We start from the raw sequence: 12,960 nt of genomic DNA on the forward strand, positions 1-12,960 counted from the left end.
CTTTCCCTCCCTCAGGATAGATGACCGCCCGCGACGCGAGCCGGAGGTGTATCCGACGCCGAAGGGGTCCCGCAGGCAAACGGACACAGCGGATGCCGCGGCCACACGGTGCTCGACAGGCGTGGCGGGGAACCGTGCACCTCGATCACCCGACCGAGCAGATACGGGGGTTCGGATGCGCCGACGGCCAATGCGCTCGCGAGCCGGTCGATCTGATCGTGCGCGAGCGCCGCGGTCATCCGGGTGATCGGGTCACCGGCATTGCCGGCCACCCCGGTCAGCTGGCCGCGCAGCACCGGCCACTCGGGATCGCGGTCGGTGCGGTGTCGATCGGCGCATGCCAGGCAACTCGACAGCCCGGGCAGGACCAGCGGACCGAGCAGCCCCACCCCGTCGCGCAGGCGGACCTGCAGGTGTGGGACACGGTCGGCCATCAGCCGGTCGACGAGCCACGACTCGTGTGCGAGATGGTCGGTGAGGACCACCAGGTTGGTCCGTGGGGAGGGCGCATCGCGGTGCGCGGGCCGGCGGACGGTGTGCGTCACGACGAACCCGGCGTCGGCCAGTGTGGTGGCGAGCAGTCGGGTGAGCGGGCCGGTTCCGTGGACCCGGATACGCAGCCGCTCGGTCGACGGCCGGGTGAACGCCGAGTGTGACGCCTTCCCGGCCGCGAGGAGTTGCGCGAGGATCGTGTCGAGCTCGGCGCGGGTCAGCCCGGCGTCGACGAGTTCGGCGAAGACCTCGGTGCGCGTGCGTGGTTCACGCAGCGACCCGAGCAGGGCCGCGACCTTGGGACCCGACGCCGACTCCGGCAGTTCCAGGACCAGCCCGGTCTGCGGATCGCCACCGATGTGCACCCGATTGTCCGGGCGCACCAGGATCGGGACGCCGTCGGCGATCACCGGCAGGCGACTCCCGGATACCGCCCCCGGATGCCGTCCTGTTCCCGGATGCGGTGGAGATCCGGGATGCTGCGATGTTCCAGGATCCATGGGGCCACTGTGCCACCCCGACGGCCGGTCCGAGGCCGTCGTGGTGGTTATCCACAAGGGGTGTGATCAGCGGCCGGGATCGCCCGGCATGTCGTCGGGATCATCGGACTCGTCGGACTTGTCGGCAGAATCGTCTGCCGCCGAACCCCGCTCGGCCTCGGCGGCGAGCGACTTCTCCAATTCGGCGATGGCCGAGTCGATCTCGGAGTCGCCGCCGATGAACCGTTCGACGAAGCGGGCCGGGTTGTCGAGGTCGTCGGCGTCGGGGAGCAGGTCGGGATGTTCCCAGACCTTGTCCCGGGTGGCGACATCGGTGGCCTCGAACAGCGAGCGCCACAGGGCGGCCGCCTCCCGCGACTTGCGCGGACGCAGCTCGAGACCGACGAGGGTGGCGAAGGTCTGCTCGGCGGGTCCGCCCGACGCACGGCGTCGGCGCATGGTCTCCACGAGCGCCGACGTACTCGGGATGCGATCCGAGAGTGCCTGGGTCACAACGTTCTCCACCCAGCCCTCGATCAGGGCCAACAGCGTCTCGAGGCGGTCGAGGGCGGCCTTCTGTTCGGGGGTGGTGGTGGGCTCGAAGGTCGCCGACGAACTGATCAGCTCCTCCAGCTTGGACGGGTCGGAGAACAGCTCGGTGGGATCGATGTTGGCGGTCATGTCGGTGATGCCGGAGAAGTCGATGCTGATCCCGCGGGCGTACTCCTCGACCGTCGACAGCAGTCGCTGCCGCAGCCACGGCACGTGCGTGAACAGCCGCACGTGCGCGGCCTCCCGGGCGGCGAGGAAGACGATGATCTCCTGCGCGGGCAGGCCCAGGCCGTCGGCGAAGGTGGCGATCGCCTCCGGCAGCAGCACCGCCACACCCTCGGGGGCCAGCGGCAGGCCGACGTCGGTGGAGGTGAGCACCTCCTTGGCGAGCTGCCCGAGCCCCTGGCCGAGCTGGGTGCCGAAGGCCATCCCGCTCATCTGGGTGAGCATGCCCATCATCGGTCCGGCGAACTGCGCGGCCTCGGGCGGTAGGTTCTGCTGCCACGTCCCGGCCAGCTGGGTGGCCACCGGATTGCACAGGCCCTTCCAGGTGGGCAGGGTCTCGTCGAGCCACTGCACCGGAGTCCAGGCGACGGCCTTGCTGACCCCGCCGGGGAAGGTGGTCACGTCGTCGAGCCAGACGTCGGCCAGGCGCACGGCGTCGGCGACGGCCTTGTTCTCCTTCTCGAGCACCGGCGTGAAGTTGCCGATCTGCTGGCGGGCCAGATTGGCGGCGAGCTGGTAGTTCACCGGTCCGGCCGCGCCGGACCCGCTCATCGAGGTGCCCATGCCGCTGAACATCTGGCCGAGCTGGCTGAACATCTGTCCCAGCGCCGACGGATCGAGACCGGCCGACGGGTCGAAGCCCGCGCCGCCGAACCCGAACGGGTTCTGCGGGCCGGTGTTGCCGGGGCCGCCGTCTCCGCTCGCGCCGGCGTTCTTGTCCTTGCCGTCGTCGTCGCCGGACGAAGAGGAGAATCCGAAGGGCAAATCGCTCATGTCTCCACGGTACCGCCCGGACGCGCAACCCAGGTGCTCCCGGATTTCGCCTTGAGCGTAGGGCGCGCAGGTCCATCGGCCCGTTAGGGTGGTCGGAATGAAGGCGCCGTCCTCCCGCCGCATCGTCACCGTCGCGGTGACCGTCCTGATCCTGCTGGTGCTCGTCGTCGCCGGTACCCGTGTGCAGGTGCCGTTCGTGGCGCTCGGTCCCGGTCCGACGGTCAACACCCTGGGCACCATCGACGACAACGGCCGTGAGGTCCCCGTCGTGGAGATCACCGGGACCCAGGTCGACAAGACCGATGGTCACCTCAACCTCACCACCGTCGGTGTGTCCGACGGGCTGTCGCTGTTCCAGGCGATCGGGATGTGGATGTCGGGGACCTACTCGGTGCAGCCCCGCGAGACGGTGTACCCGCCGGGACAGACCACCGAGCAGACCCGGCAGCAGAACCTCGACCAGATGAGCAACTCGGAGAGCACCGCCACCGCGGCCGCATTGCGCTTCCTGCAGCGCCCGACGGCATTGGTCGCGGCCTACGTCGAACCGAGCGGCCCGGCCGGCAAGGTGCTGAAGACCGGGGATGTGATCGTGTCGGTCGACGGCAAGGCGGTCACCACCGCCGAGGACGTGCGCACGACGATCGCGAAACTGCATCCCGACCAGCAGATCCCGGTCGCGATCGTCCGCGAGGGAACCGCGCAGACGGTCACCGTCACCACCGGCACGCGTCCGGGCACCACCGACGTCGCCTACCTCGGCGTCACCCCGGAGGTGCGCAGTGCCGACCCGAATGTGCAGATCGACTACCACGTCGGGGACATCGGCGGACCGTCGGCGGGACTGATGCTCTCGCTGTCGGTGGTCGACCAGCTCAGCACCGGCTCGCTCACCCGCGGCAAGTTCATCGCCGGCACCGGCACCATCAGCGACACCGGCGAGGTGGGGCCGATCGGCGGCGTCACCCACAAGACCCGTGCCGCCCGCGACAACGGGGCCACCGTGTTCCTGGTGCCCGCGGACAACTGTGCCGAGGCCGACTCGGACGCCCCGGACGGACTGCAACTGGTCAAGGTGACGTCACTGCAGTCGGCCGTCGACGCGCTCGATGCGATCGGCGAGGGCAGGGACGCCCCGCACTGCTGACGTCCGGAGCCCGACGTTCCCGAACCACTGGCGTTCCTGAACCCTGGCGTTCCTGAACCGCCGGCGGGTCGGGTCCGGGTCAGATCAGCCGTCGAGCGAGGCGGCCAGCGCTTCCTGGAGGTCGCCGGCGAGGTCGGGATGGGTGCGTCGTTCGGGGATGCCCTCGTCCGACCACAGTTCCACCAGCGCCAGGCTGCGGCCGTGGCGCAGCGCGCCCACGGCGAGTCGGGCCGGCCGGCTGTCGGGATGTGTGGTGGCCGCCGAGCGCAGGGCGATCGGCGACGAGTCGTCGGCGGTGGGCAGATCGGGTCGCGCATCCGGGGGCAGCATCAGGATGTCGACGACGACGGCCGCCCCGGCCACCGCATCGGGCCACGACGCGGTCGCGAGGAACTCCTCGAGCACCGCATGCGGCTCGGACACCGCGGTCGTGGGCAGTGGTTCCTCGGCGATCGGGCTGAGCGACGAGTCGTCGTCGGCGGAGACCAGATCGGGCTGCAACTGTGCCAGCAGTGCGGTCGGCACCAGCGCGAACACCTGCGGTGCGCGGGTGACCTCGGCGCTCGGGATGCCGTCGGTGGACGAGGCGAAGCGCAGGGCGTCGGCGAGGGCACGGCCGAGGTCGTCGGGGGAGAAGGGGCTCCGGGGGGCGGTCAGATCGCTCATCACCCCACATGATGCCCTGCCGGACATGCCCGACCACGTGCGGCCGACCATCTTCGTGTCCGCCGTCGGCGTGCCCGCATCCGGGCCCGGCCATCCGGCGGGTCGCGGGAACCGGGACGCACCCGGCCACGTTGTCGGATGAGACGCAGCACACAGTGGTGTCCGATGAGGTCGCCGGGGTGACTGTGGCGCCCAGTACAGTGGTGCCAAACTCGCATCGGTGAGTGACCGGCGCACCGGATCATGTCCGGATTGAGCATTTTGGAGAGTGGGTCAGGTGGGCGTACGCGGGCCGGCAGGATTGCCGACACTGTCGCGCAAGAGCAAGATCGCCATCGGTATCGGGGTGGTGCTGCTGATCATTCTGTTGGTCGGTCCGCGTTTCGTCGGGATCGCCACGGACTGGCTGTGGTTCTCCGATCTGGGGTACTCCAACGTCTACTCCACGATCGTGTGGACGCGGGTGCTGTTGTTCCTGATCACCGCGCTGATCGTCGGGGTGATCATCTTCGGTGCCATCGCGCTGGCCTATCGGTCGCGGCCGGTGTTCGTGCCGACGACCGGACCCAACGATCCGCTGGCCCGGTACCGGGCGTCGATCATGGGGCGTGTGCGCTGGTTCGGCATCGTGCCGCCGGTGCTGATCGGGCTGCTCGCCGGTCTGGTCGCCCAGGGGTCGTGGATCACCGTGCAGACGTTCCTGCACTCCACCAGCTTCGGGGTGACCGATCCACAATTCGGGATGGACATCAGCTTCTACGCGTTCGAGCTGCCGTTCATCCGGTTCGTCCTCAACTTCCTGTTCGTGATCGTGGTGATCGCCTTCATCGCGAACCTGATCACGCACTACCTCTTCGGCGGACTGCGCCTCGGGGCGGGCAACGGCTCGCTCACCAACGCCGCCCGCATCCAGCTGGCCGTGCTCGCCGGTACGTTCCTGCTACTCAAGGCGGTCGCGTACTGGTTCGACCGGTATGCGCTGCTGTCGAGTGACCGCAAGGCCGAGATCTTCAACGGCGCCAGCTACACCGACATCAACGCCGTGTTGCCGTCCAAGCTGATCCTGATGGCGATCGCGATCATCTGTGCGCTCGCGTTCTTCGCCGGCATCGTGCTCAAGGACCTGCGCATCCCGGCCATCGCCACCGTTCTGATGCTGTTCTCGGCGCTGCTCATGGGCGTCGGCTGGCCGTTGACCATGGAGCAGTTCTCGGTCAAGCCGAATGCGGCGCAGAAGGAAGCCGAGTACATCCAGCGCAACATCGATGCGACCCGGCAGGCGTACGGCATCGGACCCGACAACGTCACCACGCAGAGCAACTGGACGGGCAACCCGGTCAACCAGGCGACGGTCAACGCCGACACCGCGACCCTGTCGAACATCCGCGTCCTGGACCCGAACATCGTCTCGCCGGCGTTCACCCAGATCCAGCAGCGGCAGAACTTCTACGGCTTCCCGCAGCAGCTCGCCGTCGACCGCTACGACATCGACGGACAGCTGCGGGACTTCGTGGTGGCGCTCCGCGAGCTCGACCCGCGCGGGTATCGCGAGAACCAGCAGAACTGGCTCAACAAGCATCTCGTCTATACCCACGGCAACGGCTTCGTCGCCTCGCCGGCCAACACCGTCGCGCAGGCGGCATCGGCCGACAACGAGAACTTCGAGGGTGGTGGCCAGCCGCTGTTCTACGTCAGCGACCTGAGCAACTACCGCACCGAGGAGTACCTCAAGAACGCGCCGATCAAGGTCACCCAGCCGCGTGTGTACTTCGGTGAGCTGATCGCCAAGATCAATCCCGACTATGCGATCGTCGGCTCCGACGGTGGTGCGCCGCGCGAGTACGACACCGCCGACTCCAAGTACACCTACGAGGGGTCGTCGGGTGTGTCGCTGGGGAACTGGGCCACCCGGTTCCTGTACGCGGTGAAGTACACCGAGCGGAACTTCCTGCTGTCGAGCGAGATCAACTCGAACTCGCGGATCCTGTACAACCGTGATCCCCGGGACCGCGTCAAGCAGGTCGCACCGTGGCTGACCGTCGACACCAAGGCCTACCCGGCCGTGTTGGCCGACGGGTCGATCAAGTGGATCGTCGACGGCTACACCACCCTCGACTCGTACCCGTATGCGCAGAAGACATCGCTGCAGGATGCGACCAACGACGCGCAGAACACCAATCAGGGTGAGACCGGGCGCGTGCAGGTCAACCGGGATGTGGCCTATGTCCGCAACTCGGTGAAGGCCACCGTCGACGCCTACAGCGGTGAGGTCACCCTGTACCAGTTCGACAAGGACGATCCGGTGCTCAGCACCTGGATGAAGGTGTTCCCCGGTTCGGTGAAGCCGCGCTCGGAACTCGATGCCAACAAGTCCCTCGTCGAGCACCTGCGCTACCCGGAGGATCTGTTCAAGATCCAGCGGACCCTACTCAGCCGCTACCACGTCAGCTCGCCGGAGACCTTCTTCCAGGCCAACGACTTCTGGTCGGTGCCCTCGGATCCGACCTCCGACGACGCGACGGCGCGCAATCTCGACCAGCCGCCGTACTACTTCGTGGCGGCCAGCCCCAAGGACGGTCAGGCCTCGTTCCAGCTGACGTCGGTGCTGACCCGACTGAACCGTCCGATCCTCGCGGCCTATGTGACGGTGTCCAGTGATCCGTCCACCTACGGCCAGATCACGGTCCAGGAACTGCCGCCCAACACCCAGCGTGAGGGTCCGAAGCAGGCGTTCAACCCGATGCAGACCGACTCCCGCGTCGCCGAGAGCAGAAAGAGTCTGGAGAACACCGCGACGGTGACGTTCGGCAACCTGCTGACGCTGCCGGTGGGTGACAACGGCGTGCTCTACGTCGTCCCGATGTATGCGCAGGCCAAGGGCGTCGAGGCCACCTATCCGCGACTGTTCCGTGTGATCACACGGTATGAGGGCCGCGTCGGGTACGCGCCGACGACGGCCGAGGCGCTGGCACAGGTCGGGATCAACCCGAGCAGTGCCGCGCAGATCCCGATCGGTGAGAACGACGAGTCCGACGGCAGCGACGGTCAGACCGAGCAGCCGGCGACACCCGCGACACCGAGTCAGCCGTCGGGCACCAACCCGCAGCGCGACGCCGCGGTGAAGGCCATCGGCGATGCCCTCGACAAGCTCAAGGACGCACAGACCAAGGGTGACTTCACCGCCTACGGTCAGGCGCTCGACCAGCTCAACAAGGCGGTTCAGCAGTACGAATCGCAGGGTGGGAACTGATCCTGCCCATGTTGGATGTGTTCACGGCCACAGGCGTTTTCGCTGATCACGCACTCTCCCGAGGGCGATTTGCATTGGCGGACAACGACCCTGTAACGTTGTGTTCACCAACGCGGGGTGGAGCAGCTCGGTAGCTCGCTGGGCTCATAACCCAGAGGTCGCAGGTTCAAATCCTGTCCCCGCTACCAACGAAGAAACCCGCCCGGGAAACCGGGCGGGTTTCTTGCTTTCACCAGAACCGTTGCTGGGCACCGTGTCTGGGATCACAGGCGTGAGCGGGGATCACGTTCGCGCGGGTGCGTGGGCGGCTGCATGGATCGCGGGCAGGATGTCGGCCGTGCGACCGGTCTCCTCGATGTTGTGGCGGATCCAGTGGTCGGCGGTCGCCCGGGAGAACAGGAACGGCCGTACCAGCCAGTTCAGTACCGGTCCCAGGATCGGCACCCGGACGTCGATGACCGTCTCGGCATAGAAGCTCACACCGCCGTCCACCGGTGCGTATCGATGGATGATGTAGCCGGCGGGGATGTGTGCGGGACCGAGGATGTCGAAGGTGAACTCGGTGGAGTCCAGGCGGGTGGTGCGCATCACCTGGTGGATGCGATCGCGGTAGTCGTTGAACTGCTCGTCGATTCGCGACAGGGCGCCCACGCGGAAGCCGGTGCTGGGTGTGCCGTCCGGGGCGTCGGTGAGCGGTGTGATCCGGATGTGGTCGCGGTGATGCCACAGGTGGTAGTACAAGACCTCGGGGCCGGTGAAGTCGACGCCGTTCCAGGTGGTGGTGCCGGCCATGTTCTCGAACCACCACTGGATCATCTCCGGTGTGACACCGGCGATGTCGTCGTGCTGGATTCGCACGCGGATCGCGCCCCGGCGCGAGACCGACACGTCGGTCCACTGGGCGGACGAGACCGGTTTGAAGGCGAGGGTCCCGGCGTTGCGGAGCGCGTCGCGGGCGGCGAGTCGTTGTCGGCGGAGTGAGTGGTCGACCTTGATCATGTGAGTCCTTCGCTCTCTGGGGTTTCGGGGTGGTCCTGGATCTGTGGGGCTTCGGTGTTGTCGGGGGCCGGCCGGGTGGCGGGGGAGCCGAGCCCGCCGACCACGGTCCGCAGGACCAGGTCGCGGAGTTCGACGGCCATGTCGCCGACCGGCTCTCGCGGGTTCGAGGTGAGCCACCGCAGACCGATCCAGGTCACCCCGGCCGCGAGCGCCGTCGCCGACGTCTCGGCCGGCAGCGGGCCGGTACGGAGTGCGCGTGAGACCGGGGTGTTGGTGAGCAACTCGTCGGCGAGGAAGGCGATGGCCTGCGTCTGCACGCGGTGCGCGCCGTGGCCGTTCACCACACGGGCGTAGAACCCGGCGTCGGCCTCCAGGCGCGTCAGGATGCGCGTGATGGCACCGAGCATCACCTCGGGTCGCTGCGCAGCGGGGACGTCGACGACGGACTCGCCCGCGAAGGCGTCGGCCATCCGGGTGAGGGCGGCCTCGGCGAACGCCGAGGGCAGGTCGGGAAAGATCGCGTAGAACGTCGGACGGGTGACGGATGCGTGGTTGACGACGTCGGTGATCGTGATCTGGTCGGGTTCGTGCGCATCGAGCAGTTCGCCGACCGCACCGACGAGGAGATCTCGTGATCTTCGTCTCCTGGGAGCCGTTTCTGGTTTACGCATGTAAAAAAGTTTACATATGTAAATGCATGGGCGCCAGGGGGTCGGGTCGGCGATTTACGGGCTTCACCAGCCGTTTTGGAGAGTGCGCATCGGGCGTGTAACGTTCTATTCACCATCGCGGGGTGGAGCAGCTCGGTAGCTCGCTGGGCTCATAACCCAGAGGTCGCAGGTTCAAATCCTGTCCCCGCTACCACCGCGCAGGCCCGGTTCTCGATGAGAGAACCGGGCCTGTTGCTTTTTCGCCGACCCGTGGGTGGGCGCGGCCTGAAGGTACGTCCCGGCCGGCCGGCCGGTGGGGTGGTCTTCGATCCTCACGAACTCGAATCCGCCCCTCGAAGGCGAACCGACATCGAATGGTCCCGGTGGGCCTGAGGCTGCCCGGGGAGCATCGAACCCATTCGTCGGTACAGAATCGGATGTACTATCCGAGATGTGGACGACACACTCGGCCTGGACGCCCTGACCCGGTTCGGTCATGCGCTGTCGGATTCGACCCGGACCAAGGTCCTGGTGTCGCTGCGCGAGCGGCCGGGGTACCCGGCGGAGCTCGCCGATGCGATCGGCGTCTCCCGGCAGATCCTGTCGAACCACCTCGCGTGCCTACGTGGGTGTGGACTGGTGGTCGCCGTACCGGAAGGACGGCGGAGTCGATACGAGCTCGCCGATCCCCGTATCGCGCGTGCGCTCGACGACCTGCAGGGGCTGGTGCTGGCAGTGGACCCGGCCTGCTGTCCCACATCGTCGACCGACGGGTGTTGCTGATGGGTACCGGCCGGTCTGGGCGCGTGCCGGTGTCTCGCCGGCCCGACGATCGTGGCGGTCGATGATGTCCGAAACATGTTGCGGTCCAGGGGCTGCCGACGATCGAGGAGGAGCCGATCTCGGCGAGGACGGCCGCGGCGAACGATTCTGGCAGGTCCGTGAGTTGCAGTACGCGACCGTTGCCGCGGTGTTGCTGGCCGCAGGTCTGCTCCTCGGACGTGCTGGTGCGACGGGTGTGTCGGCGGGACTGGAGATCGCCGGGGCGGTGATCGCGTTTCTGTCCTTCGTGCCGTCGGCGGTGATCGCCCTGGTGCGTCACCGGTACATCGGGGTGGGCACGCTGATGACGATCGCCGCGATCGGGGCGATCGCCTTGGGGCAGTACGCCGAAGCGGCCATGCTGGGAATCCTGTTCTCCGTCGCCGAGGGGCTCGAACATCACGCCGTGACCAAGACCCGACGAGGTCTACGTGCCTTGCTGGCGCTGGTGCCGCCGTCGGCGTCGGTGCTGCGTGGCGGCGTCGAGACACAGGTGGCACCAGACGATCTCCGGGTCGGGGACGTGATGGTGCTGCGCCCGGGCCAACGTGCGGCCACCGACGGTGTGATCCGCACCGGTGTCACCAGTCTCGACCTGTCGGCGATCACCGGGGAGTCGGTGCCGGTGGAGGCGGCGCCCGGTGACGAGGTCCACGCCGGGGCGATCAACGGCGGTGGCGCCATCGAGGTCGATGTCACCGCGCCGGCATCGGACAGTTCGCTGGCCCGGATCGTGCACATCGTCGAGGAAGCCCAGGAGCGCAAGGGTCGTGCGCAACGACTGGCCGACACCCTCGCACGCCCGCTCGTGCCGATCATCATGGTGCTCGCCGGTGCGGTGGCCGGGATCGGCGCGCTCGTCGGTGACCCGATGGTGTGGATCGAACGGGCACTGGTGGTACTCGTCGCCGCCTCACCCTGTGCCCTGGCCATTGCGGTGCCATTGACGGTGGTCGCGGCCGTCGGAGCGGCCGGCCGGCAGGGAGCGCTGGTCAAAGGTGGCGCCGCACTCGAAGAACTCGGCCGGATCCGCGTCGTCGCCCTGGACAAGACCGGCACGCTGACCTGCAACACACCTCGGGTGATCGCCGTCCTCGCGGCCGATCCGGTCACCGAGGACGACGTGCTCGCCACCGCAGCCGCACTGGAGGTCCGTAGCGAACATCCACTGGCACAAGCGATCCTCGCAGCATCATCGTCCGGTCCGCGCGTCGCCGACGACGTCACCGCACTGCCCGGTGACGGGATCGTCGGCGTGCTCGACGGCCGCCGTGTCCGACTCGGACGACCGGGGTGGATCGGTACCGAAGCCTTCGCCGAGGAGGTCGCCGGCCTTCAGGGTCGCGGCGCCACCGTCGTTCTCCTCGAGGTCGACGGCACCGTGATCGGCGCGGTCGCGGTTCGCGACGAGCTCCGCCCCGAAGCGGCCGAGGCCGTCGAACGAATCGCCGCTCTGGGTATCGAGACCGCCATGCTGACCGGCGACAACATGCGCACCGCCCATGCGCTCGCCCAACAGGCCGGAATCGCCGTCGTCCACGCCGACCTGCGTCCCGAGGACAAGGCGGCGCTGGTCGAGACGCTCGCCGGTGGCCGGCCCATCGCGATGGTCGGCGACGGAGTCAACGACGCACCTGCACTGGCGACCGCCGACGTCGGGATCGCGATGGGGGCGATGGGTACCGATGTCGCGATCGAGGCCGCCGACGTCGCACTCATGGGTGAAGACCTCCGGCATCTCCCACAGGTCCTCGCCCATGCCCGTCGTGCCCGAAAGATCATGGTGCAGAACCTGATTCTCGCGATGCTCATCATCGTGGTGCTCATCCCGCCGGCCGCCGCCGGTGTTCTGGGACTCGCCACCGTCGTCTTCATCCACGAAGCCGCCGAGGTGCTGGTGATCCTCAATGCGATCCGGGCGGCCCGGACCGTGTCGCTCCCGGGGCTGGCCACGTCGACGGTCGGTGCGGGGGATGCCCACTATGTCACCGTCGGGGCGGTACGCACTCCCGACGACGCCTGCTGTTCGCCGTCGGCACCCGCTCGCGGGGTGACGCAAACAACGGGGACAACGGGGAGAGCGGGGACAACGGGGCCCTCGTCGACCGGTCTCCTCCGCATAGGCCCCGCCGCCGGCGGGCACGACTGCGACTGCTGCGGTGACGACCATCCGGTGCGCGGTGAGGAGCCGGCCTGTGGAGATGATCCGGCCGTACACTCCCGCGGGCACGACGCGGCACCGCCCCGATGACCCGTTCCGGCGGTGTGCGGAGAGTGGGGTCACCGTTGTTCGGGAAATGCAACAGTTGAACCCAACCCGCATGTGTGATCTGCCCCGTAGTCGATGCTATTGTTCGCGCGGGGAGAATTTTCATTCATCATGAGGGGGGCCATCATGGCACGTCGTACCGTTGTCACCATTGTCGACGATCTCGACGGAAAAGCGCTCAAAGAAGCCGTCACGGTGAATTTCAGCGTCGATGGAAAACAGTACGAATTCGACACGTCACCGTCGAATGCCACCCAGTTCCATCGTGATCTCGAGCGGTATGTCGTGGCGTCCCGCTCTTCGGACTCGCGCTCGGCGGCGTCACGCTCGGCCGGGGCGCAGAAGGCGAGCCGGGCCCGCCGGTCGGGCCGTGACACCCAGGCGGTGCGCACCTGGGCGCGCGACAACGGTTACGAGATCAGTGATCGGGGCCGGATCTCGGTCGAGGTCATCGAGGCATACGACGCCGCCAACTGACCGAACGGCCAGGTCGAATCCGGCCGACGGGAGTGTGGGCACACTGTCGGGTCGGGTGCCGTTCGCCGAACGGAACCGACCGGTCGTCGAACATCGTCTGATCCTCTCGCGCCGAGCTGTGACGCTGATTACGCTCGGTGGAGCAATGTCGCGCCCGT

At 67.8% G+C, this 12,960-nt stretch carries 10 protein-coding genes and 2 tRNA genes; 7 read left to right on the top strand and 5 right to left on the bottom strand.

The annotated features are described in order from the left end of the window. Window positions 1-11 precede the first annotated feature (11 nt). A complete protein-coding gene (locus tag Q9K23_RS20435) occupies window positions 12-992 on the bottom strand; it encodes a hypothetical protein (protein WP_020792844.1) in 981 nt (326 codons plus the stop codon). Between the two features lie 66 nt (window positions 993-1,058). Continuing rightward, window positions 1,059-2,522, bottom strand: a complete 1,464-nt coding sequence (locus Q9K23_RS20440) for a zinc-dependent metalloprotease (RefSeq protein ID WP_020792842.1) — start codon at window positions 2,520-2,522, stop codon at window positions 1,059-1,061. Window positions 2,523-2,619: 97 nt separating this feature from the next. Here Q9K23_RS20440 and Q9K23_RS20445 point away from each other — a divergent pair, with 97 nt between their 5' ends. Next, window positions 2,620-3,669: a PDZ domain-containing protein gene (locus Q9K23_RS20445; RefSeq protein ID WP_053778109.1), complete on the top strand. Its 1,050-nt coding sequence runs from the start codon at window positions 2,620-2,622 to the stop codon at window positions 3,667-3,669. Between the two features lie 84 nt (window positions 3,670-3,753). On the opposite strand, the gene Q9K23_RS20450 is transcribed toward Q9K23_RS20445, so the two are convergent. Continuing rightward, window positions 3,754-4,335 carry a PPA1309 family protein gene (locus Q9K23_RS20450; RefSeq protein WP_059038585.1) on the bottom strand — a complete coding sequence of 194 codons (582 nt, stop codon included), beginning with the start codon at window positions 4,333-4,335 and terminating at the stop codon, window positions 3,754-3,756. A gap of 268 nt (window positions 4,336-4,603) precedes the next feature. On the opposite strand from Q9K23_RS20450, the gene Q9K23_RS20455 reads away from it, so the two are divergent. Beyond that, on the top strand, window positions 4,604-7,585 hold the full coding sequence (locus tag Q9K23_RS20455; protein WP_053778107.1) for a UPF0182 family protein: 2,982 nt from the start codon (window positions 4,604-4,606) through the stop codon (window positions 7,583-7,585). A 111-nt stretch (window positions 7,586-7,696) separates the two neighbouring features. Next, window positions 7,697-7,773, top strand: a tRNA-Met gene (locus Q9K23_RS20460). Between the two features lie 94 nt (window positions 7,774-7,867). On the opposite strand, the gene Q9K23_RS20465 is transcribed toward Q9K23_RS20460, so the two are convergent. Together Q9K23_RS20465 and Q9K23_RS20470 are read right to left on the bottom strand one after the other, a co-directional pair. Beyond that, entirely contained in the window at window positions 7,868-8,584 is a 717-nt protein-coding gene (locus Q9K23_RS20465; protein WP_020791367.1) for a hypothetical protein, read from the bottom strand. Further along, on the bottom strand, window positions 8,581-9,255 hold the full coding sequence (locus Q9K23_RS20470) for a TetR/AcrR family transcriptional regulator (RefSeq protein WP_152972848.1): 675 nt from the start codon (window positions 9,253-9,255) through the stop codon (window positions 8,581-8,583). The genes Q9K23_RS20465 and Q9K23_RS20470 overlap by 4 nt, the downstream gene beginning before the upstream one ends. Window positions 9,256-9,371: 116 nt before the next feature. Between Q9K23_RS20470 and Q9K23_RS20475 the strand changes: the two genes are divergently transcribed. From Q9K23_RS20475 to Q9K23_RS20490, 4 genes are all read left to right on the top strand, one after another. Then, a tRNA-Met gene (locus Q9K23_RS20475) sits at window positions 9,372-9,448 on the top strand. 239 nt (window positions 9,449-9,687) lie between these two features. Beyond that, window positions 9,688-10,017, top strand: coding sequence for a metalloregulator ArsR/SmtB family transcription factor (locus tag Q9K23_RS20480; RefSeq protein WP_020792669.1), 330 nt, complete (start codon window positions 9,688-9,690; stop codon window positions 10,015-10,017). 64 nt (window positions 10,018-10,081) lie between these two features. Continuing rightward, the gene (locus Q9K23_RS20485) at window positions 10,082-12,307 is read left to right on the top strand and encodes a cation-translocating P-type ATPase (protein WP_082366028.1); all 2,226 of its coding nucleotides are present in this window, start codon (window positions 10,082-10,084) and stop codon (window positions 12,305-12,307) included. A gap of 144 nt (window positions 12,308-12,451) precedes the next feature. Next, window positions 12,452-12,802, top strand: coding sequence for an Lsr2 family protein (locus Q9K23_RS20490; RefSeq protein ID WP_020792689.1), 351 nt, complete (start codon window positions 12,452-12,454; stop codon window positions 12,800-12,802). Window positions 12,803-12,960: the final 158 nt, after the last annotated feature.

Origin of the sequence: Gordonia sp. NB41Y, assembly GCF_030718915.1 — a bacterium.
In the GTDB taxonomy this organism is placed as follows: Bacteria; Actinomycetota; Actinomycetes; order Mycobacteriales; family Mycobacteriaceae; genus Gordonia; species Gordonia desulfuricans.

Excerpts from the sequence above, each read along its gene's own strand:
- Q9K23_RS20435 (WP_020792844.1), bottom strand. The coding sequence starts at position 992 with ATGGATCCTGGAACATCGCAGCATCCCGGATCTCCACCGCATCCGGGA.
- Q9K23_RS20440 (WP_020792842.1), bottom strand. The coding sequence starts at position 2,522 with ATGAGCGATTTGCCCTTCGGATTCTCCTCTTCGTCCGGCGACGACGAC.
- Q9K23_RS20445 (WP_053778109.1), top strand. The coding sequence starts at position 2,620 with ATGAAGGCGCCGTCCTCCCGCCGCATCGTCACCGTCGCGGTGACCGTC.
- Q9K23_RS20450 (WP_059038585.1), bottom strand. The coding sequence starts at position 4,335 with ATGAGCGATCTGACCGCCCCCCGGAGCCCCTTCTCCCCCGACGACCTC.
- Q9K23_RS20465 (WP_020791367.1), bottom strand. The coding sequence starts at position 8,584 with ATGATCAAGGTCGACCACTCACTCCGCCGACAACGACTCGCCGCCCGC.
- Q9K23_RS20470 (WP_152972848.1), bottom strand. The coding sequence starts at position 9,255 with ATGCGTAAACCAGAAACGGCTCCCAGGAGACGAAGATCACGAGATCTC.
- Q9K23_RS20485 (WP_082366028.1), top strand. The coding sequence starts at position 10,082 with ATGTCCGAAACATGTTGCGGTCCAGGGGCTGCCGACGATCGAGGAGGA.
- Q9K23_RS20490 (WP_020792689.1), top strand. The coding sequence starts at position 12,452 with ATGGCACGTCGTACCGTTGTCACCATTGTCGACGATCTCGACGGAAAA.